Below are 20570 nucleotides of genomic sequence, written 5' to 3' on the forward strand. Positions count from 1 at the left end.
ACGCCACCACCGGCTGACCCCTTCAGCCGCCCGGAGACGCCACCACCGGCTGACCCCTTCAGCCGCCCGGAGACGCCACCACCGGCTGACCCCCTGCAGCGGCCCGGAGAGCCGGTCAGGCGCACTTGCCGGTGCGCACCCGCTCGTTGTTGGTGAGGCCCGCCTTGGCGACCGGGGCGGCCTCCTGGGCGGTCAGGGCGAATCCGACGTTCCGATCGTCGGCCGCGGCCGCGAAGATCACGCCGAGGACGTCCCCGTTCGGGGCGATCAGCGGGCCGCCCGAGTTGCCGCTGCGGACCAGCGACTTGATCGTGTAGATCTCCCGGGTCACGTCGCCGGACTTGTAGATGTCGGGGCCGGGGATGTCGCTGACCTCGCGGATCCGGGCGGACTGCGCGTTGTACGGCCCGTCCTGGGGATAGCCGAGGACGATCGCGCTGGCGCCGGTCCCGGCCTCCTTGGCGGCGAAGGGCATCACCGGCGCCTTCAGGCCCGGCACGTAGAGGACGGCGAGGTCACGCTTGGGGTCGTAGACGACGACCTGGGCGGTCACCTCGCGGCCGCCGCTCTCCACCACCACCTCCTCGGTGCCGGCCACCACGTGCGCGTTGGTCATCACCCGCTCCCGGGCGTAGACGAAGCCGGTGCCCTCGATGCGGCGGGAGCAGCTCGGCGCCGAACCGAGGATCTTCAGCACCGAGCTCTTCGACTCCTTGACCACCCTGGAGCCGGCCAGAGCCGGGTCGGGGGCGGCCACCTCACGGGCCTGGGTGCGGGCCAGCCCGCCGAAGACGTCCGGGAAGCCGCTGGTGTCCAGGGTGTCGCGCAGCCCGGCGGAGAGCGCCTGCACCTGCTCGGGGACCAGCTCGTCGACTCCACCGAGGATCGCGCTGTCGCGGACCGCCGCGTTGATCGCCGGGAACGGCGTGGAACCGAACGGGACCGCCACCAGCCAGGCGGCGAACAGCACGGCGACGACCGAGACGAGCGCGCCGCCGGCATCGTCCAGGTATTGCAGGGGACGGCTCTCGATGTTCTGCCGCAGGTTGGTGCCGAGCCACCCGGCGAGGGTCTGGCCCAGCACCGCGAGCACCAGGATGACGCCGAGCGCGACGACCAGGCGGACCGTGCCGTTCTCGGACTGGCGGGCGATGAGCGGGCCCAACTGGAGACCGATCAGCACACCGCTGAAGAAGCCACCGAGCGACAGCGCGCCGATGACGAAGCCCTGGCGATATCCGCTGATCGCGAACAGCACCATGAGCACGATCAGGAAGATATCGACCACGGGCACTCATTCAGCGTAGAAGTCGGGGGCCATCTCACGGGAGCACCTCGTCGGGCGCACCGCCACGGGCGGCCGGGACCGGCGCGGCGGCGCCGGGCAGTTCCACCACCCGTCCGGGCTCCCACGGGCGCGACCACCCGGCCATGTCCAGCAACGTCGAGATCACCCCAGCCGTGAAACCCCAGACGAGCAGCCCCCGGATCTGGAACGCAGGCCCGACCCAGCCGCTCGGATGTCGCACCCGGATACGGTTCTCCGGGTCGGCGAGTTCACTGATCGGCAACCGGGCGACGTGCGCGACCTCGGTCGCCTGCAGCGGGTACACCGGATGGGGCTTGCGCCACCAGGCCAGCACGGGGGTCACCACGAAGCCGCTGACCGGGATCCACAGGTCCGGCAGCAGGGCCAGCACCTCCGCCGACGACGGGTCGAGGCCGACCTCCTCGCTGGCCTCGCGCAGCGCGGTGGCGGGCGCGTCGGCGTCCTCCGGGTCGGTGGCGCCGCCCGGGAAGGCGGGCTGGCCGGCATGGTTCCGCATGGTCGCGGCCCGTTGCAGGATCAGCAGATCGGGTTCCCCGGGAGTGTCCTCGCCGAGCAGCACCAGGACCGCGCTGGCCCGGCCGCCGCCGCCGATCGGGGCGCGCAGGGTGGTGAAATCCTCGGTGCGGCACACGGCGACCCGGGTGAGCAGCGGGTCGAACCAATCCGGCAGCCCGTCCGGCCGCTCCAGCACCACACCCCGGCTCATCTCGTCCCGCCCGCGCTCATCGGGTCACCGTAACGCCGAAGTGTTTCTTGACCTGTTCGATCACCTGGTCGACATCCATGGCGGCACGATGCACGTCCATCCTCCCGTCGGCATCGATGAACACGGTGGCCGGCAACATCGTCGTCCGGAGCGCACCGAGCAGGCGCTTGTCCTGGTCGAAGAGCGTCGGAAAGGTGACAGCGTGGTCGGCGGCGAAGCTGGCGGCCTTGTTCCGGCTGTCGCCGGTGTTCACCCCGATCACGGTGAACCGGCCCTGTGCCCGGTCGGCCAGCCCCTGGATGACCGGCAGCTCGTCCCGACAGGGGCCGCACCAGGACGCCCACAGGTTGATCACCGCGGGTCCGCGCAGGTCACGCAGCCGCACGTCGGCGCCGCCGGTGAAGCACCGCAGGGAGATGTCGGGTATCTCCGATGCGGCGGGAGTGGCGGTGGTCAGGCCGTCGCACAAGGCGAACGGGGAGGGTATCTCCGGCTCGTCCGGGTCGACGGCGGCCGTGCAGCCCGACAGCAGCAGGACCGCGGCGATCGCCGCCAGCAGCCGCTTCATGCTTCCTCCGGGACGGACGCGGGAGCGTCTGCCGCGGCGTCCTCCTCCAGGATCGGCACCGCGGCGGCGGGCACCAGGTCCGGGTCGACACCCGCGGCCACGGCCAGGTCACGCGCCCGTGGTCCCTTCAGGAGTTTCGCCGCCGGGGCCGCCTCGGTCGGGCCGGCGCCGTACGACGGGCACATGCTCGCCAGCGTGCACGCCCCACAGGCGGGCGTGCGAGCGTGACAGACCCGCCGGCCGTGGAAGATCACCCGGTGCGACAGCATGGTCCAGTCGCGTTTCTCGATCAGGTCGGCGACCAGGAACTCGATCTTCACCTCGTCCTGCTCGTCGACCCAGCCGAACCGGTTGGTCAGCCGCCGGAAGTGGGTGTCGACGGTGATGCCCGGCACGCCGAACGCGTTGCCCAGCACCACGTTGGCGGTCTTGCGCCCGATGCCGGGCAGTTTCACCAGGTCGTCCAGCTTGCCGGGGATCTGCCCGTCGTGCCGCTCGATCAGCTCCTGACCGAGGCGGATCAGCGAGTTCGTCTTCGCCCGGAAGAAGCCGGTGGGGCGGAGCAGCGCCTCCATCTCGGCGCGGTCGGCCGCGGCGTAGTCGGCGGCCGACCGGTAGCGCCGGAACAGCTCGGGCGTGACCTGGTTGACCCGGACGTCGGTGGTCTGCGCGGAGAGGATGGTCGCGACGGCCAGCTCGAGCGGATTGCTGAAGTCGAGCTCGCAGTGCGCGTCGGGGTGCGTCTCGGTGAGCACCCGCGCCATCCGGCGGGCCCGGCGTTTGCGGCCGAGGACCGTCTCACCGGCGAAGCGCTGGGGCGAGAGGGTCGCGGCGCGCGGTCGGGTCACCGGTAAAGAGTACGTCGGTCACGCCGGCGCCTTGATGCTCCCGTCCGCCCCGATCACCGCCGCGGTCGCGCCGAAGTCGGCCTCGGACAGCTCGGCGACCATCTTGCGACCGCGCTCGTTCGTCTTGTCCCGGGTCGGCACCCCGACGTCGTCGAGGTAGGTGGAGACGAACTTGCCGCCGGCGAACCGGCCGTCCTTGGTGAGCGACACATGCAGGACGCCCGAGTACTTCAGGTCGCCGGTACGCGACAGGGTGCGGCCGCCGCCGGCGAAGTTGCCCAGGCTGTAGGCGATCAGTCTGCCCTGGTAGAACTCCATGCCCCGGAGGATGTGCGGCCCGTGCCCGACGACCAGGTCGGCGCCGGCGTCGATCACCGTCCGGCTGAACTTGATCGGGTTGCCACGGTTCTCCCCGAAGTAGAGCTCGTTGCCCGGCTTCACGTGCGACTTGTCGGAGCCCTCGGCGCCCATGTGCACCTGCACCACGACCAGGTCCGCCTGGCCCTCGGCCTTCGTCACGATCGCCGCGGCGGCGTCCAGGTCGTTGAGGTTGTTGGCGCCGGCGTACGGCGAGAAGCCGATCACGGCGACCTTGACGCCTTTCACGTCGACCACGGTGATCTGGTCCTCGGCGCCGGTGTGCTCCAGCCCGGCGGCCTCCAGCGCCTCGACCGTGTTCCGGTAACCCTGGGCGCCGTAGTCCTTGGAGTGGTTGTTCGCCGTGTTCAGCAGCTGGAACCCGGCCTCCTTGAGGTGCTCCGCGTATTTCGGCGGGGACCGGAAGGCGAAGCAGTTGGGCCGTTTCGGCGTGCCGCACTTGGAGGTGCCGGTGTCGCCGGTGAGCGGCTGCTCCAGATTACCCATCACCAGGTCGGACTCGAGGCTGGACGCCACCGAGTCGAAGAAGCCGTCACCGTCGCGGGCGGGCAGCTTGTTCGGTGCGTCGCCCATGATGATGTCGCCGGTGGCGGACAGGCTGATCGACTCGACCGGGGCGGACTCCTGGACGGGACCGCCGCTGGTGGTGGCGGCCGGTTTGCCGGTGGCGGCCGGGGAGTTCCAGACCGGCTGGTCGTCGGAACCAACCAGGCCACATCCCCCCAAACCGGATCCAACCAGCACAGAGGCGGCAATAGTGACGGCGAGAACAGGCCGCTTCTTACGGTGGGACAGGGGGTGCAGATTCATCGACGCGGACGATACCGTCGGCGCGCAAGCGGATCGACAGACGAAAGGACCGTCCTGATGTGACCGGACCGCCGAATTGTCACCGGCGGAGATGGCAATCTTGTTACCGTCCAGTATCTGGATCAAGGGGTGGCCGCCCGTTTCCCGCCCGCGTGCGCCTAGACTGATCGAGCGCAGACGTTGCGCGTTTTCGAAAGGTGCGGCGATGGATGAGGTACTGGCCCGGAGCGGAATCTTTCAGGGTGTAGACCCGGAAGCCGCTGAGGCGCTCGCCAAAGAGATGGACACGATCGAAGTCCGCAAGGGCGACGTCGTCTTCAACGAGGGCGAGGCCGGCGACAGCCTGTATATCGTTCTGTCCGGAAAGATCAAGCTCGGGCGCCGAGCCGCTGACGGCCGGCAGAACCTCGTCTCCATCATGGGCCCGTCCGACATGCTCGGCGAGCTCTCCCTGTTCGACCCCGGCCCGCGGACGGCCACCGCCACCGCGGTGACCGACAGCCGCCTGGCCCGGCTGAAGAAGTCGTCGCTGCGCCCCTGGCTGAACAACCGGCCGGAGATCGCCGAGCAGTTGCTGCGCGTGCTGGCCCGCCGCCTGCGCCGCACCAACGACGCGCTCGCCGACCTGATCTTCACCGACGTCCCCGGCCGGGTGGCGAAGAACCTGCTGCAGATGGCGGGCCGCTTCGGCACCCGCGACGGCGGTGTCCTTCGGGTGACCCACGACCTCACCCAGGAGGAACTGGCCCAGCTGGTCGGCGCGTCCCGGGAGACGGTCAACAAGGCGCTCGCCGACTTCGCGTCGCGCGCCTGGCTCCGCCTGGACGGCAAGAGCGTGATCATCCTGGACCCGGAGCGCCTCGCTCGCCGCGCCCGCGTCTGACCCGCCACTTATAAGGGGCCGTCTTCACCGACGGCCCCTTAATCGTGCCGTTACACCTGTCCGTGTCGCATCCGCACGGCCACTCGTTACCGAGGTGGCCGAGAGGCACCGGCGTGGACAGGGAAGGGCGCGGCATTGAAGGCAGGCAGGGGTGTGGCGGGATGACCGTGCTCGACACCGCGCTCGACCCGCGCGATCCCGCCTATCTGGAGGGTCGCAGCACCACCCTGGAACGCCTCGCCGACCTGGAATCCGCCCTCGAGGAGGCGCGGGCCGGCGGCGGCGAGAAGTACGTGACCCGCCACCACGCCCGCGGCAAACTGCTGCCCCGGGAACGTATCGAGATGCTCCTCGACCAGGACAGCCCGTTCCTGGAGCTGTGCCCGGTCGCCGCCCGCGGCTCGCAGTATCCGGTGGGCGCCAGCGTGGTCACCGGGATCGGCGTGGTCGAGGGTGTCGAGTGTGTTGTCGTGGCGAACGATCCGACCGTGGAAGAGGGTGCGGTCAACCCGTACACCGCCGAGAAGATCCGGCGGGCCACCACGATCGCCTCGGTCAACCGGCTCCCGATGGTCCACCTGGTCGAGTCGGCCGGTGACAACGGCACCTCCGGCGGCCTGTTCCCGCCGGACCGGGTCCCGTCGATCTGTGTCGTGTTCGGCGCCACCACCGGCGACGCCTCCTACCTGCCGGCTCTCTCCGACTACACGATCCGGGTACGCGGTCACGCCAAGGTTCTGACCATCCACCCGCAGCCGATAAACGGTCCCGCCGGCGTCGAGGTGCGCGCCACCCCGGTGGTGCCGGCCGGCCCGGACGGGCCCGCCGATCAGCTCGCCGAGGACGAACGGGACGGGTTGCGGCTGGCCCGGCAGTGCGTGCGCCGGCTGAACTGGCGCAAGCAGGGCCCGCCGCCGCGGACCACCCGCCCGCTCCCGCCCCGCCACGAGGCGGAGGACCTGCTCACCCTGGCCGCCGCCGACCCGGCCGTGTTCGACCCGCGCGAGGTGTTCGCCCGGGTTCTCGACGACAGCGACTTCGACGAGTTCAAGCCCGGTCACGCCGCCGGCATCCCGGCCGGCTGGGGTGAGCTGCACGGGTATCCGCTCGGCGTGCTCGCCGTACCGAACCGGTCGTGCTCGGCCGTCGAGGCGCAGAAGGTGGTGCACTTCCTGCACCTGGCGAACGCGACGGCCACCCCGGTCCTCTTCCTGCGGCACATCGGGACACCTGCCGACGAGGAGCACGACACCCGGCACGACGCCCCGATGGCGCACGCGATCAGCCGGTCCACCGTGCCGCACCTGCTCCTCACCGTCGGCGACGTCGTCGCCGAGCGCACCGACGAAGCCCGGTTCCGTTTCAGCTGGCCCTCGGCCGGCGCGAGCAGAGCCGACGACGGCGTCATCGACCCCCGCGACACCCGTACTGTCCTCGGCCTCTGCCTCTCCGCGGCGCACAGCGCGGCTGTGGAGGGCGCCGGACACGTCGGCGTGTTCCGATCTTGAAAGGTAGACCAGTGATCCGACGACTTCTGGTGGCCGACCGTGGAGAGGTCGCCCGCCGGGTGTTCGCCACCTGCAGGCTGGTCGGCATCGAGACCGTCGCCGTCTATTCCGACGCCGACACCGATGCGCCGCACGTGATCGAGGCCGACTATGCGGTCCACCTGCCCGGCAACACCCCGTCGGCCACGTATCTGCAGGCCGATGCCCTGATCGCGGCCGCCCAGCGGGCCGGGGCGAACGCCGTGCACCCGGGGATCGGCGTGCTCGCCGAGAACTCCCGGTTCGCGCAGGCGGTGGTGGACGCGGGCCTGATCTGGGTCGGCCCGCCACCGCCGACCCTGCGCACCCTGGCCGACAAGATCGAGACGAAGAAGCTGGTCGCCGAGGCGCGGGTGCCGGTCCTGCCGACGTTCACCGATCCGGACCAGGTGCCCGGTTTCCCGGTGCTGATCAAACCGGCGGCCGGCAGCGGCGGCACCGGCATGCGGGTGGTCCGGGACGCCGGGACGCTCGCCGAGGCGGTCGCCTCGACCCGGCGTGAGGTCGGCGGGGACGTGTTCTGCGAGCCGTACGTGAGCAACGTCCGGCACATCGAGGTGCCGATCCTGGCCGACGCGCAGGGCGCGGTGATCCCGTTCGGTGAGCGGGAGTGCTCGGTGCAGCGCCGGTACCAGAAGATCGTCGAGGAGACCCCGTCCCCGGCGGTGAACCCGGCCCTGCGCGAGGACCTGTGCCGGGCCGCGATCATCGCGGTCCGGGCGCTCGGCTATGTCGGTGCGGGAGCGGTCGAGTTCCTGCTCGACTCCCGGGGCGACTTCTGGTTCCTCGAGCTGACCCCGACCCTCCAGGCCGACCACGCGGTGACCGAGTGCGTCTCCGGCTACGACCTGGTCCGGTTGCAGCTGCTGGTGGCCGAGGGCGGCAGCGTGCCGATGCCCGGCCCGCCGCCGATCCGCGGGCACGCCATCGAGGTGCGGATCTGCGCCGAGGACCCGGCGTACGCGTGGCTGCCGGCGGCCGGGACCCTGCACCGGTTCGCGGTGCCGGACATCGCCGGTGAGTTCCGCCCGCTCCCACAGCCGGGCCTGCGCCTGGACGCCGGGGTCTCGGACGGCTCGGTGATCGGCATGCACCACGACCCGATGCTGGCGAAGCTGATCGCGTGGGCGCCGAGCCGCCAGGAGGCCGCCCGGATGCTGGCGTCGGCGCTGGCCCGTACCCATCTGCACGGTGTCGTCTCGAACCGGGACCTGCTGGTCCGGGTGCTGCGGCACCACGCGTTCCGGGCCGGCGACGTGGACACCGGCTTCCTGGACCGGCATCCGGAGGTGTTCGCCCCGCTGCTCTCCTCGGTCGACGCGGTCCGGTTGTCCTGCCTGGCCGCCGCGCTGGCCGGGGCCGCCGCCCGGCGGGCCGCCGCGCCGGTGCTGAGCTCGCTGCCGTCCGGCTGGCGCAACGTCCCGTCCGGTTCGCAGTCCGCGGTGTACGACGGCCCCACCGGCCCGGTCGAGGTCGGTTACCGCATGAACCGCCAGGGTGAGCTGGCCGGCTGGTGGGTGCGGGCGATCGATCCCGAGGAGCTCGATCTGGCCGGTCTCGGGCAGGCCCCGGTCGCCGACGAGCACCCGCCGGTGGTGGTGGTCCAGGCCGGCAGCGGCCGGGTGGTCCTCAACGTGCAGGGCATCCGGCTCGCCGTCCACGTGCACCGGGTCGGCGACGTCTCCTATGTCGACAGTCCAGAGGGGTCGGTCGCGTTGCGGGAGATCTCCCGGTTCCCGCTGCCGGCGCCGGAGGCCGCGGAGAGTTCGCTGATCGCCCCGCTGCCGGGCGCCGTCCGGCGCGTCCTGGTGGTGCCCGGCCAGCGTGTTCGCGCTGGTGAGCTGCTGCTCACCCTGGAGGCGATGAAGCTAGAGCATCCGGTGCACGCGCCGTCCGCGGGGGTGGTCTCCTCGCTGCCGGTGCAGCCGGGGGCCGAAGTGGACACCGGTGAATTGCTGGCCGTGCTCGATCCGGAGTAAACGAACCGGTATCGTTCCACCGTCATCGATTACTGACGGGGGACAGACGCATGGCAGTACGGCATCGCCGTACCCTGATCGCGCTCGCCGCCACACTGGTTCTCACCGGTGGCGGCTGCGCGATCGCCGAAGACAACGACGACAGCACCGCGCGGCTCGCACAGGAGCAGCCGGCAGCCGCGAAGACCGCGTCGAGCGGGACTCCGGCGTCACCGGCGCCGGGGAAGAAGGCACCTGCCGCGGCCGAGAAGGCGCAGACCGAGGTGCGCCGCAACAGCGCGGCGGTCAAGTCCGCGCCCGAGGACGTGTTCCGGCCGGTCGACACCACCGTGGATCCGAGCGGTGAGCAGCACGTCCGGTTCCACCGCACCCACCAGGGACTGCCGGTGCTCGGCGGGGACTTCGTGGTCCACTCCGACGCGTCCGGCAACTTCCGGAGCGCGACGGTGGCTCAGGACCAGGTGATCGACGTCCCGGCGACGGCGAAGATCAGCCGGCAACAGGCGATCAAGACCGCCGGGCTCCGCGGCAAGGTCGAGGCTCGACTGGTCGTCGACGCTCTCGACGGCAAGCCCGCGCTCGCCTGGGAGATCACCGGCGCCGAAAAGGTGGTCGTCGTCGACGCGACGACCGGGAAGGTCCGGCTCTCCTACGAGACCGTGCACACCGGGGAGAAGGGCACCGGTAAGGGCCTGCACGTCGGGGACGTCGAGTTGAACACCACGAAGCGGGCGGACGGCGTCTACACGCTGACCGACCCGGATCGTGGCGGCAACACCGTCCGCGACGCGCTCAACAACGACTACTACTCGCAGATCGGGGCGTCCGCCGAGCTCACCGACGCGGACAACGCGTGGGGCGACGGCACCCGCCTCGATCGCGCCACCGACGGCGTCGACGTGCTCTACAGCATGGCGAAGACCTGGGACTACCTCCAGGAGACGTTCGGCCGCTCGGGTCTGTTCAACGACGGCAAGGGCACGACCGCCTACGTCCACGAGTTCGTGAAGCAGAACAACGCCTGGTGGAGCGGCACCTGCAGGTGCATGGCGTTCGGTGACGGCGACCCGGCCACCCGCAACCCCTATACGCCCATCGACATCGTCGCGCACGAGATGGCACACGGGCTCACCGACGCCACCGCCGACTTCGTGTACTCCGGCGAGTCCGGTGGCCTCAACGAGTCCAGCAGCGACATCTTCGGCACTCTGGTCGAGTTCTCCGCCGCCAATCCGGCCGACAAGCCGGACTACACGATCAGTGAGAAGACCCGGCTCGACGGCACCCCGTCCCGCTGGATGGACGAACCCAGCAAGGACGGCAAGTCCGTCTCGTGCTGGACGCCGACCACCAAGGACCTGGACGTGCACTACTCGTCCGGCATCGGCAACAAGTTCTTCTACAACCTGGCCGTCGGCAGCGGCGCCTCGGCCTGGGGCGACAGCAAGCCCTGCGGCAACGCCGCACCGGTGGTGGGCATCGGCAACGACAAGGCCGCCCGGATCTGGTACCGCGCGCTCACCCTCTACATGGTCTCCAACTCCAACTACGCCAACGCCCGGGAAGCCACCCTGAGCGCGGCCGCTGACCTCTACGGCGCCGACAGCGTCGAGCGGAACACCGTCGACGTTGCCTGGCGCGCCGTCGGTCTGGACGGCACGCAGCTGCCCTACGGCACGCCGTCGATGCTGCCGTTCCCGGACAGCTCGCCCGCCGCCGAGATCGGCAAACCGGTTCGGATTCAGGCCGCCGCCACCGACCCGCAGAAGCAGCAGCTGACCTTCAGCGCCACCGGGCTGCCCGCCGGCGTGACGATCGACGCGAACGGCCTGATCAGCGGTACGCCCATTATCCGGGGACGGCCACTGAGCAAGATCACCGTGACCGATCCCGACGGCAACAGCGACTACGACTACCTGCTCTGGGTCGTCAAGGGTCCGCCGGTGATGAAGCTGATCGCCCCGACCATGACGGGATACGTGGAGACGCCCGTCTTCCGCGGTTTCGGTGCGACGTTCACCGAGGAACCGGACATCGACGATCAGCCGTGGGATGCGTTCAAGGTGACCGCGACCGGCCTGCCGGAGGGCCTCGACCTGTCGGTTCCGAAGCCGGTCCCCGGTAGCGGCCTCTACGTCGCCAGCATCACCGGCATCCCGACGAAGGCCGGCTCCGGAACCACGGTGCTGACCGGCACCGACCCTGACGGCAACCAGGTCTCCGGCTCGATCCAGTGGGAGATCCTCCCGGCCGGTCTGCCGGCTGAGCCGAACAACCTCACCGTCATCCCCGAAGGCGCCGGCGTCGCGACCCTGGCCTGGGAGCCGCCGACCTCCCAGGCCGGAACCTCGACGCGAACCGGTTACGTCGTCCGGGTCACCCCGGGCACCGAGACCAAGCTCAAGGCCAGCGCCCAGACGCACACCGTCTCCGGGCTCGACCCCCGGCAGACCTACACCTTCAGCGTGCACGCGACGAGCAAGGCCGGTGACGGAGCGGCGAAGACCGTCACGATCGCCCCGGCCACCGCCTCGCTGAGTCTGTCGGCGACGGTGATCACCGACGGTCAGGCGGTCACGCTCAGCGGCAAGGTCCTCCAGGGTTCCTCGCCGATCGCCAACACCACCGCAACGCTGGAGCAACTCGCCGCCGGCAGCAGCACCTGGGTTCGGGTGAGCTCGGTCCAGCTGTACTCCAACGGGGCCTGGCAGGCCTCGGTCCGCCCCACGGTCACGACCGCCTACCGGCTGCGTTTCGACGGCCGCGCCGGCATCTGGCCGGCCACCTCCCCGGCCCCGTGGATCGCGGTCCGCTACGCCGTCTCCGCCAAGCCCGCCACCGCCACCCCGAAGGCGGGCCAGAAGATCACGATCGGCGGTTCGGGCCGCCCCGTGCGTGCCGGCACCCTGGTCACCCTGCAACACGCGGTCGGCGGCCGCTGGGTCGACCTGGCCACCACCAGGATGTACTCCAACGGCGCGTACTCGTTCTCCCGCGCCTTCACCCGCGGCACCTGGACACTGCGGGTCGTCGTCGCCGGCGGCACCCAGAACGCCACCGGCATCAGCGGCAACTTCACCGTCAAAGCAAGCTGATCGGTGAGAGAGGCGGGCCGGGTCACTCCCGGTCCGCCTCTTTTTTCGGCCCTTTCGCGGTACGGGTCAACGACCGCCCTCCGCCGGATCCGATCGTCCCGTGGCTCCCGCGCGAGGTGGCCGCCGGTTCGGGCCGCAGCGCGGCCACCGGGCCGAAGGCGATGGTCACCGCTACCCCCATGACCGCGGCGGGCATGCATGACCCGCACCGGGGGACGGTCGTGAGGCGACGCCTGCCGTGGCCGCCGCGAGTCACCGGACGGGCGGGATCCGGCGACGGCGGCCGGCAACCCGTACCACATCAGGGTTTTCAGCCCCCGAAGAACCATTTCTGGAAGAAGTTCTTGCGGTTCGGGCTGTTGTGGACGGTCGGGGTCTCGTCGAGCGTGGGTGTGCTCGGCGGGATCGGGCGCGGCCGTGGCGGGGGCACGTGGTTGACCCGCGCGGTGCGGTAGACCGTCGGTGGCGGCTGCGGCTGGCTCGGGTCCAGGTGCAGGTTGTTGAGCAGGTCGCGCAGTTCCTCGGCAGTGGGCCGGGACGCCGGGTCGTTGTTCATGCCGTAGCGCAGCACATCGGTGAGCTGCCGCGGCACGCCCGGAAGGTCCGGGATCGGGTGGTTGAAGAGGTCCATCAGGGTGAGGATGCTGGGGCTGCGGTTGGAGTCCCAGCGCGGCGGGCGGCCGTTCATCACCGCGTAGAGACTCGCGCAGAGCGCGTAGACGTCGGCGGCGCCGGACGGGCTGTCGTGGCGGAACATCTCCGGCGGCGCATAGGCGGGCGTGAGCACCTCGAGGGTCACCGAGGAGTCGCGCATCTCGCCGAGCACGGCCAGGCCGAAGTCGGCGAGGACGGCCGTGTTGAACTCGGAGTAGAGAATGTTCGCCGGCTTCACGTCGCGGTGCAGGACGCCGTTGGCGTGCGAGTGCACCAGCGCGTCCGCGATCTTGATGCCGACGTCCCGGGTCTCGGCCGCGGTGAGCGGGGACACACGCATCCGATCCAGGTACGACCCGTCGCAGAGTTCCATGATCAGGTAGGGATGCTGATCGACCGTCACGCCCACGTCGAACAGGTCGACCACGTGCGGATGCGACGACATGCGCCCGGCAGCCCGCGCCTCGCGCAGGAATCGCGCCTGGTCACGGGCGTTGTCGAGGGTTCGATTCTCGACCTTGATGGCGACCTCGCGGCCGACGGAGTCCTGCGTGGCCCGATAGACGGTGGCATATCCACCACGGGCCATAACCGACAAACCGGACATGCCCGGCACGTATGGTACGGGTAGGGCGCCAGGCGGAGTCTCCGTCACGAGATAGAAAATACGCCAGCCGCTGCGGAGATCATCCGGGCACGTCAGACGCGTAGGCGACAGTTTCCTCCACGACGGTCACCGAGAGGGTGTCCCGCAGCTCCTCGGCGGCCGTCCGCTCGCTCGCCTGCTCGGTCGAATAGGCCAGCCGGACCGCCTCCTCCGCCGAGGCGCGGGCCTCCTCGCACCGGTCCGCGGCGGCCAGAACCCGGGCCCGGACCATCGCCGAGATCACCCCGCTGCGGACGTCCTCCGCGGACGCCTCACCGGCCCGGCCGATCCAGGTCAGGGCCGACTCCACCCGGCCGTCGGCGAGCAGGGCGGAGGCGTACGACGCCAGCGCGTGCCGCCGGGAGAACAACAGCGACGGCTGTGACGTGTCGCTCGCGATCGGCGCCAGCAGCCCGATCGCGGTCCCCGCGTCCCCGGCCCGCATCCGCGCCTCGGCCAGCAGCACCCGCGGGCCGACCTGTGCCGGGGCGAGCGGATTGTGCGGCTCGACAGCGGTCATCACCCGCCGCGCGTCGGCCTCCGCGGTCGCCAGGTCGCCGCGTTGCAGCGCCACGAAGCCGCGCAGGGTCCCGGCCATCCCGAGCAGCAGCGGGTGCCCGGTCCGGTCGGCGTACCCCAGGGCGTCGGTGAGCAGGTCGTAGGCGTGCTCCGGCTCGTTCAGCCCGCGGGCGATCGCACCGCGGACGACGAGCGCGAGCCCGCAACCCCAGTCGTCGTTCACTTCGAGGAACTCCCGGTACGCCCGGCGGGCCTGCCCGTCGGCGGCGCCGAGATCACCGAGTTCGGCGGCCGCGTACGCCTCGACGACCCGCAGCGTGCCGACCGCCCACCCCTCACCGACCCGATCGCCGAACGGCAGGAACAGCCGGGCCAACCGGCGCGCCTCCTGCAACCGGCCGGCCAGCAGCCGGGCGAACGCCGTGGTGCCGCGCAGCCACGACCGCCCGACCGGGTCGCCGAGCTCGGCGAAGAGCCGGGCCGCCCGGCCGAGCACCGCGTCGGTGCCGGCGAAGTCGCCGCGGGTGGTGGTCACCCAGGCCAGGTTCTGCAGCGCCCAGGCCTGTCCGTGCCGGTCCCCGGCGGCGAGCGTGACCTGGTACGCCGCGGCGAACCGGCTGCTCGCCTGGCTCAGCTTGCCGGACAGGAAGTCGGCCATGCCGAGGCGGCGCATCGCGTTGGCCCGCTCCGGTAGCAGCTGAGCCTCGGTGGCGATCTCCAGAGCCTCCTGCCACCCGGCGACGGCCCGGCCGGTGTCGCCGAGCGCCTCGTAGGCCCGGCCGACCACGATCATCGCCTCGGCCCGGCAGACCGGTTCCCCGGCGGAGGCGGCGGCGATCTTCTCCCCGTACGCCAGCGCCTCCTCGGCCCGGCCCAGGCGCAGCAGCGCACGGGCGTGCACCAGCTGGTCGGGCAGCGGCAGGTCGCCCTGGGCCAGGGTGGTGGCGCGTTCGGCGTACTCCAGGGCGGCGGCCGGCTCGATGTCGGCCAGCGCGCGCCGCGCCATCCGGCCGAGCGCGGCGACCCCGAGCGGGGCCACCTCGCGGGCCGGGGCGTCCGGGCGCAGCCGCACCGCGTCGGCCAGCTCGATCGCGTGCTCGGCGTGGGTGGCGATGAACGCGTCCCGCTCGCCGCCGGTCAGATTGAGCCGGACCGCGCCGTCGTGGCCGGGCCGGTCCACCGTCTCCGGCGCCGCCCAGGCGGCCAGGTAGGCGTGCCGCTCGGCCAGGTCCGCCTTGCCGATGCCCGCGTACGCCGCCTCGCGCATCAGCGGGGTGGTGAACTGGAACCCGCCCCGCGACCGGTGCAGCATGCGGCGCTGCAACAGCTCGTCGACAGCCCGTTCCAGCTCGACGGCGACCACCACGTCGGGCCGGGAGTCGGCGACCACACGCCGCTCCTGCAGCGCCTCCAGGACTCCGCTGGGCACCGTCGTCCCGGCGACCGAGGCGTCCCGCAGCACCGACCGCGGCGCCGGCGACAGGGCGTCGATACGGGCGGCGAGCACGGCCGCCAGATCCCGGGAGAGCAGCCGGCTGCCCAGGGAACCGGCCGCCAACTGCCACCGCCCGGCCGCGTTGGCGCCGACCGCCGGGGTGAGCGCGCCCCGTTCCATCAGCAGGGTGACCATCTCGGCCAGATAGAACGGGTTGCCCTGGGCGGTGGCGAGCAGCCGGTCGCTGTCCGGCTGGGGCAGCTTGCCGCCGCTGAGGTAGGAGGTGAGCAGCCGGGACGCGTCCGCGCCGCGCAGCGGAGGCAGGTTGTGCACCTCGGCGTCGGCGAGCCGGGTCATCGCGCCGGAGGACCGCACCAGCTCGGGGCGGGCGAGCAGCAGCACGACGGCCGGCCCGTCCAGCCGGTTCACGGTGCGGCCGATCGCGTCGAGCGTGGTGTCGGTGGCGTCGTGCAGGTCGTCCACGATCACCACCAGCGGTTCCTCGGCGGCGAGCGCGTTCAGCAGGTCGGCCACGGCGACCGAGATGGCCTCGGCGTCGGTGCGTTTGGCGCTGGGCGGCCAGTCGGCGGGGGCGGCCGGGCCGATCGGGCGGTCCGGGGCCTCGCCGTAGCCCAGCAGGACCAGCAGGCGGTCGCTGTCCAGGGTGACGTTGAGCCGGCCGCCGAGTTTGCGCAGCCGCTCCTCGACGACCGTGCGGGCGACCGTGGTGGCGACGTCCTTGGGCAGGCCGGCGGCCTTGCGGACGATGTCGGCGAGCGGGGCGTACCGCCGGCGTTCGCCGAACGCGCGGCAGCGCACCCGCAGCACACGGGCGCCGTGTCCGGAGTAGCCGGTGGCCAGGCGTTTCACCTCGCCGGCGAACCGGGACTTGCCGATCCCGGCCTCGGCCGTCATCACGATGATCTTCGGAGTGCGGTTGTCGATCGCCTCGGCCAGCGCGCCGGAGACCCGGCCCAGCTCGGCCTCCCGGCCCACGAACGGCGCCTCGTCGCCCACCCCCGACCGGGTGCCCGGCGCGTCGTGCAGGCCGAGTAACTCGTAGGTGGGCACCGGCTCCCGCTTGCCCTTGAGCCGCAGTGGCCGCAACTGCCGCCAGGAGGCCACGTGCCGGGTGCCGGCGCTGGTCCGCTCACCGGCGTAGACCGTGCCCACCGCGGCGGCGTCGGCCAGCCGGGCCGCGGTGTTCACCGTGTCGCCGATGACCGTGTACTCGATGCCGGCCTGCACACCGGCCACCACTTCTCCGGTGTTCAGCCCGACCCGCAGACCGAGCGGCGCGCCGCCGCCCCGTTCGTCGTCGAGCACCCGGCGGACCGCCCGCTGCATGCTCAGCGCCGCCCGGACCGCCCGCTCGGCGTCGTCCTCGTGGGCCACCGGGGCGCCGAAGACCGCCATGATCCCGTCGCCGGTCAGCTTGTCGACGTGCCCGCCGAACGTCTTGACCGCGCCGGCCAGCGACGCCAGCACCCGGTCGGTGACGGCGCCGACCCGTTCCGGGTCGAGGTCCTCGGAGAACGAGGTGAAGTCGGAGAGGTCGCCGAAGAGCACCGTGACGATGCGCCGCTCGGCGGCCGGCATCTGGGCGGCGACCGGTAACGCGGCCCCGCAGTGGTGACAGAAGCGGGCGCCGGGAACCGGAACGGTCCCGCAGACGGGGCAGGTCACGGCTTTTCCTGTGGGTTGCGCAGATAGTCGAGCTGGGCGGCCGCGGACCATTCGGCGGCGAACCGCAGCGCCGGGTCGAGGTCGGGGTAGACCAGGTCCACGACGGCCGCGGGCGTGTCCGCTCCGGCGGCCATGGCGGCCGCGACCTGCGCCAGCCGCTCCCGGCGATGAGCGAGATAGAAGCGGGCACGCTCGGCGGTGTCGGTCCGGGCCGGTCCGTGGCCCGGCAACATCAACACCTCGGGGTACGCGCTGAGCAGCTCCAGACTGCCCAGGTACGCCCCGAGGTCGCCGTCGGGCGGGGCCACCACCGTGGTCCCGCGCCCGAGCATGGTGTCACCGGTGAACATCGCGGAAGAGCTCTCACACTCGACGAGGAAGGACACCGAGTCGCTGGTGTGCCCCGGAGTCTGCAGCACGCGTATTTCCAGCCCGTTCCCGTCCAGCGACTCGCTGGGGTCGAACGGCTCACCGCCCAGGCAGTGCACCGGTGAACCGGCCCGGACCGGCGCCCCGCCGAGCAGCTCGGAGAGGCGGGCGGCGCCCTCGACGTGATCGTGATGACCGTGTGTGATCAGGATGCGCTCGACCGGCCCGTGCTCGGCGATCCGGCGCAGATGACCCTCGTCCAGCGGGCCGGGGTCGACCACCGTGGCCCGGCCGGAGCCGGGCGCTCGCAAGATCCACGTGTTCGTGCCGTCCAGCGTCATCGGCCCCGGGTTGGGCGCCCGCAACAGCGTCACCCAACCCGGTAGCCGGTCGGTCTCGGCCGACTCGGGCTCAGCACCCCCCATGCCCCGAATCGTACGTCGGCCCGGCACCGTTCTTGGAGACACGATGTCCGATCCGGTCACCATCGGTGAGCAAATGCGGCCGAACCACCGCAAGATCAGGCCACTTCGGCGATGACCTCGACCTCGACCGGCGAGCCCAGCGGCAGCTCGGAGACCCCCACCGCGGCCCGTGCGTGCCGGCCCTGCTCGCCAAGGACGGCGGCGAAGAGGTCGGACGCACCGTTGATCACGGCGGGCTGGGCGGTGAAGCCCGGCGCCGACGCGACGAACCCGCCCACCTTGACGATCTTGACGATTCGGCCCAGACCGACCAGTGCCTCGATCGCGGCCAGCGCGTTCAGAGCGCAGAGCCGGGCCAGCCCGGTCGCCTCCTCGACACTGACCTCGGCGCCGACCTTGCCCACCTGAGGCAGCTTGCCGTCGACGAACGGCAGCTGGCCGGAGACGTAGACGAGGTTGCCGGACTGGACGGCCGGCACGTACGACGCGACCGGCGCCGCCACCTTCGGCAGGGTCAGACCCAGCTCGGCCAGCTTCGCGTACGCGTCGACCGCGCCCGCACCGGCCACCGGAGCAGGCGTGGTCACTGTTTGGGCCGCTTCATGTACGCCACCAACTGCTCGGGGTTGTTGGGCCCCTGGACGACCTGGACCAGCTCGTAGCCGTCCTCGCCCCAGTTGTCGAGGATCTGCTTGGTCGCGTGGACCAGCAGGGGCACGGTCACGTACTCCCACTTCTGCATGGCTTGCGTACTCCCCTGTTCGTCGGATACCGGCACAGCTTAGGACGCGGGCCGCTCCCCTGTTGGTTAGGCTGAGCGGGATTTGAACACGTAGCGCAGGCATGCCATCACTGAATGCGATGAGCGGAGGATGACATGACGCACGCCGTCGGAGGCCACCCCGAGCCGCCGCCGTCACCGGAGCCCGATCCGCCGATGCCGATCCCGCCGGAGGAGCCGATCCCGGTGCCGGAGCCGCCGCACACGGCCGCGGACCACGACACCGCCGAGCATCCCGTGGTGCCGGCCGAGGTGATATCGGCCACCACGGTCTGGCATCAGCCGCCGCCCACCGGCCCGTGGCACGCCCGGCACGAGAGACCCGGCGAATGGCGGCATCCGCCTCCACCCCATCTGGCGTACCAGCACTCCCCGCCGGCCGAGATCCAGCCGCAGCCGGACCCGATCTGGGCCGGGCCACCGCCCGGCCTGCCTCCGGCGGCCGACCCGCGGCGCCGGTCGACGATCTTCCTGTCGATGGCGTTCGTGGCCACCCTGGCGCTCTGCAGCGGCGGCGCGGTCTCGGCGTACTACCTGCTCAGAGACGCGGACAACCCCGGCTCGGCGGACCCGGCCACCGCCGTCAACCGGTTCCTGACCGCGGTCTACACGCAACAGGACGCGGTCGCCGCGCAGAACCTGGTGTGCGCGAAATCGCGCGACGAGACGAAACTCGCCGCCCGGGTCGAGCAGATCAGCTCGTACGCCGACGGCTACCAGGGACCGGTCTTCCGCTGGGACGAGCCCGCCGTGTCCCAGCGCGACGAGGAGAAGGCCAGCGTGGACGTACGGCTGGTGATGTCGACCGAGGACGAGAAGACCGCCGCCCAGGACCTCGAATTCACCGTGGTCCGCAAGACCGGCTGGCTGGTGTGTGAGGTCACCGGCTGACACGTCGCCGTAACGTGGATCCCATGGGCGACGAACAGCGCGACTGGCCGGAGCGGCTGCACGTGGTGACCGGCAAGGGCGGGACCGGCAAGAGCACCGTGGCCGCGGCCCTGGCGCTGGGCCTGGCCGCCGGCGGCCGGCGCACCCTGCTCGTCGAGGTGGAGGGCCGGCAGGGCATCGCCCAGCTGTTCGGCCTGGAGCCGCTGCCCTACGCGGAGCGGCGGGTGGCCGTCACCAGCGGCGGCGGTGAGGTCCGCGCGCTGGCCGTGGACCCCGAGGAGGCCCTCCTCGAGTACCTGGCGATGTTCTACAAGCTCGGCGCGGCCGGGCGGGCGCTGCGCAAGGTCGGCGCCATCGACTTCGCCACCACCATCGCCCCCGGCCTGCGTGACGTGCTTCTCACCGGCAAGGTGAAAGAGGCCACCACCCGGACCGCGGACGGCCGCCGGGCCTATGACGCGGTGGTGCTGGACGCCCCGCCGACCGGCCGGGTGGGCCGCTTCCTCAACGTCACCGAGGAGACCGCGAGGCTGGTCAAGGTCGGTCCGATCAAGACACAGAGCGAGGGCGTGGCGAAACTGCTGCGCTCACCGATGACCGCCGTGCACGTGGTGACGCTGCTCGAGGAGATGCCGGTCCAGGAGACCCTGGACGCGATCGCCGAGCTGACCGCGCTGAAGATCCCGGTCGGCCGGATCGTGGTGAACGGGGCCCGCCCACCTCTGCTGGCCGGCGGCCGGGTGACCAAGGCGGAGATCAAGCGAGGGCTGACCGCGGCCGGCCTGCCCGCCGGACCGGCCACGGTGACCCAGCTGGCCGGCGAGGCGCAGGCCCATCTGACCCGGCGCGAGCTGGAGGAGTCGCTGCGGATGGAGCTGGCCGAGGTGGGCCGCCCGACGATCGAGCTGCCGCTGCTGCCGGACGGGGTGGACCGGACCACCCTTGACCAGCTCGCCGGACTCCTGATGCGGGGTCGATCGTGACGTCGGTCCGATCGAGACGCACTACCCTGAAACGGTG

16 protein-coding genes are annotated in these 20570 nt (G+C 71.6%); 6 read left to right on the plus strand and 10 right to left on the minus strand.

The features are described from left to right. Positions 1-115: 115 nt before the first annotated feature. Genes Aut01nite_RS12460 through Aut01nite_RS12480 form a run of 5 tightly spaced genes read right to left on the minus strand, consistent with a single transcriptional unit; the run spans position 116 to position 4640 of the window. A complete protein-coding gene (locus Aut01nite_RS12460; protein WP_084000077.1) occupies positions 116-1294 on the minus strand; it encodes a MarP family serine protease in 1179 nt (392 codons plus the stop codon). A 28-nt stretch (positions 1295-1322) separates the two neighbouring features. Continuing rightward, positions 1323-2036: an NUDIX hydrolase gene (locus tag Aut01nite_RS12465; RefSeq protein ID WP_043533069.1), complete on the minus strand. Its 714-nt coding sequence runs from the start codon at positions 2034-2036 to the stop codon at positions 1323-1325. A gap of 16 nt (positions 2037-2052) precedes the next feature. Next, on the minus strand, positions 2053-2604 hold the full coding sequence (locus Aut01nite_RS12470; protein WP_043533068.1) for a TlpA family protein disulfide reductase: 552 nt from the start codon (positions 2602-2604) through the stop codon (positions 2053-2055). Then, positions 2601-3452: an endonuclease III gene (nth, locus tag Aut01nite_RS12475; RefSeq protein ID WP_043533067.1), complete on the minus strand. Its 852-nt coding sequence runs from the start codon at positions 3450-3452 to the stop codon at positions 2601-2603. The genes Aut01nite_RS12470 and nth overlap by 4 nt, the downstream gene beginning before the upstream one ends. Before the next feature lie 18 nt (positions 3453-3470). After that, entirely contained in the window at positions 3471-4640 is a 1170-nt protein-coding gene (locus tag Aut01nite_RS12480) for a CapA family protein (RefSeq protein WP_043533066.1), read from the minus strand. A 205-nt stretch (positions 4641-4845) separates the two neighbouring features. Here Aut01nite_RS12480 and Aut01nite_RS12485 point away from each other — a divergent pair, with 205 nt between their 5' ends. The 4 genes from Aut01nite_RS12485 (at position 4846) to Aut01nite_RS12500 (ending at position 12144) form a co-directional block, all read left to right on the plus strand. Further along, on the plus strand, positions 4846-5523 hold the full coding sequence (locus Aut01nite_RS12485; protein WP_014447921.1) for a Crp/Fnr family transcriptional regulator: 678 nt from the start codon (positions 4846-4848) through the stop codon (positions 5521-5523). Positions 5524-5684: 161 nt separating this feature from the next. Continuing rightward, a complete protein-coding gene (locus tag Aut01nite_RS12490) occupies positions 5685-7031 on the plus strand; it encodes a carboxyl transferase domain-containing protein (RefSeq protein WP_043533065.1) in 1347 nt (448 codons plus the stop codon). An 11-nt stretch (positions 7032-7042) separates the two neighbouring features. Further along, positions 7043-9049, plus strand: coding sequence for an ATP-binding protein (locus Aut01nite_RS12495; protein WP_043533064.1), 2007 nt, complete (start codon positions 7043-7045; stop codon positions 9047-9049). A gap of 50 nt (positions 9050-9099) precedes the next feature. Then, the gene (locus Aut01nite_RS12500; protein ID WP_052164588.1) at positions 9100-12144 is read left to right on the plus strand and encodes a M4 family metallopeptidase; all 3045 of its coding nucleotides are present in this window, start codon (positions 9100-9102) and stop codon (positions 12142-12144) included. A gap of 310 nt (positions 12145-12454) precedes the next feature. Here the strand turns inward: Aut01nite_RS12500 and Aut01nite_RS12505 are convergent, their stop codons facing one another. From Aut01nite_RS12505 to sp36, 5 genes are all read right to left on the minus strand, one after another. Then, a complete protein-coding gene (locus Aut01nite_RS12505) occupies positions 12455-13453 on the minus strand; it encodes a serine/threonine-protein kinase (RefSeq protein ID WP_043533063.1) in 999 nt (332 codons plus the stop codon). Positions 13454-13484: 31 nt separating this feature from the next. Continuing rightward, positions 13485-17084, minus strand: a complete 3600-nt coding sequence (locus tag Aut01nite_RS12510; protein ID WP_043533062.1) for an adenylate/guanylate cyclase domain-containing protein — start codon at positions 17082-17084, stop codon at positions 13485-13487. Beyond that, the gene (locus tag Aut01nite_RS12515) at positions 17081-17878 is read right to left on the minus strand and encodes an MBL fold metallo-hydrolase (protein WP_043533061.1); all 798 of its coding nucleotides are present in this window, start codon (positions 17876-17878) and stop codon (positions 17081-17083) included. The genes Aut01nite_RS12510 and Aut01nite_RS12515 overlap by 4 nt, the downstream gene beginning before the upstream one ends. Positions 17879-17973: 95 nt before the next feature. Then, positions 17974-18465: a RidA family protein gene (locus Aut01nite_RS12520; protein ID WP_084000075.1), complete on the minus strand. Its 492-nt coding sequence runs from the start codon at positions 18463-18465 to the stop codon at positions 17974-17976. Further along, positions 18462-18620, minus strand: a complete 159-nt coding sequence (sp36, locus tag Aut01nite_RS12525) for a Sp36 family protein (protein WP_152629122.1) — start codon at positions 18618-18620, stop codon at positions 18462-18464. The genes Aut01nite_RS12520 and sp36 overlap by 4 nt, the downstream gene beginning before the upstream one ends. Positions 18621-18755: 135 nt before the next feature. On the opposite strand from sp36, the gene Aut01nite_RS12530 reads away from it, so the two are divergent. Together Aut01nite_RS12530 and bagA are read left to right on the plus strand one after the other, a co-directional pair. After that, positions 18756-19550: an Rv0361 family membrane protein gene (locus tag Aut01nite_RS12530; RefSeq protein WP_052164586.1), complete on the plus strand. Its 795-nt coding sequence runs from the start codon at positions 18756-18758 to the stop codon at positions 19548-19550. Between the two features lie 23 nt (positions 19551-19573). Next, entirely contained in the window at positions 19574-20533 is a 960-nt protein-coding gene (bagA, locus tag Aut01nite_RS12535; RefSeq protein WP_043533059.1) for an ATPase BagA, read from the plus strand. Positions 20534-20570: the final 37 nt, after the last annotated feature.

This window comes from Actinoplanes utahensis, from assembly GCF_016862455.1.
Lineage (GTDB): Bacteria > Actinomycetota > Actinomycetes > Mycobacteriales > Micromonosporaceae > Actinoplanes > Actinoplanes utahensis.

What these genes read in the sequence shown, in the direction of transcription:
- Aut01nite_RS12480 (WP_043533066.1), bottom strand. Translation starts at nt 4,640, where the DNA reads ATGAATCTGCACCCCCTGTCCCACCGTAAGAAGCGGCCTGTTCTCGCC.
- bagA (WP_043533059.1), top strand. Translation starts at nt 19,574, where the DNA reads ATGGGCGACGAACAGCGCGACTGGCCGGAGCGGCTGCACGTGGTGACC.
- Aut01nite_RS12515 (WP_043533061.1), bottom strand. Translation starts at nt 17,878, where the DNA reads ATGGGGGGTGCTGAGCCCGAGTCGGCCGAGACCGACCGGCTACCGGGT.
- Aut01nite_RS12500 (WP_052164588.1), top strand. Translation starts at nt 9,100, where the DNA reads ATGGCAGTACGGCATCGCCGTACCCTGATCGCGCTCGCCGCCACACTG.
- Aut01nite_RS12530 (WP_052164586.1), top strand. Translation starts at nt 18,756, where the DNA reads ATGACGCACGCCGTCGGAGGCCACCCCGAGCCGCCGCCGTCACCGGAG.
- Aut01nite_RS12470 (WP_043533068.1), bottom strand. Translation starts at nt 2,604, where the DNA reads ATGAAGCGGCTGCTGGCGGCGATCGCCGCGGTCCTGCTGCTGTCGGGC.
- Aut01nite_RS12485 (WP_014447921.1), top strand. Translation starts at nt 4,846, where the DNA reads ATGGATGAGGTACTGGCCCGGAGCGGAATCTTTCAGGGTGTAGACCCG.
- Aut01nite_RS12490 (WP_043533065.1), top strand. Translation starts at nt 5,685, where the DNA reads ATGACCGTGCTCGACACCGCGCTCGACCCGCGCGATCCCGCCTATCTG.
- sp36 (WP_152629122.1), bottom strand. Translation starts at nt 18,620, where the DNA reads ATGCAGAAGTGGGAGTACGTGACCGTGCCCCTGCTGGTCCACGCGACC.
- Aut01nite_RS12465 (WP_043533069.1), bottom strand. Translation starts at nt 2,036, where the DNA reads ATGAGCCGGGGTGTGGTGCTGGAGCGGCCGGACGGGCTGCCGGATTGG.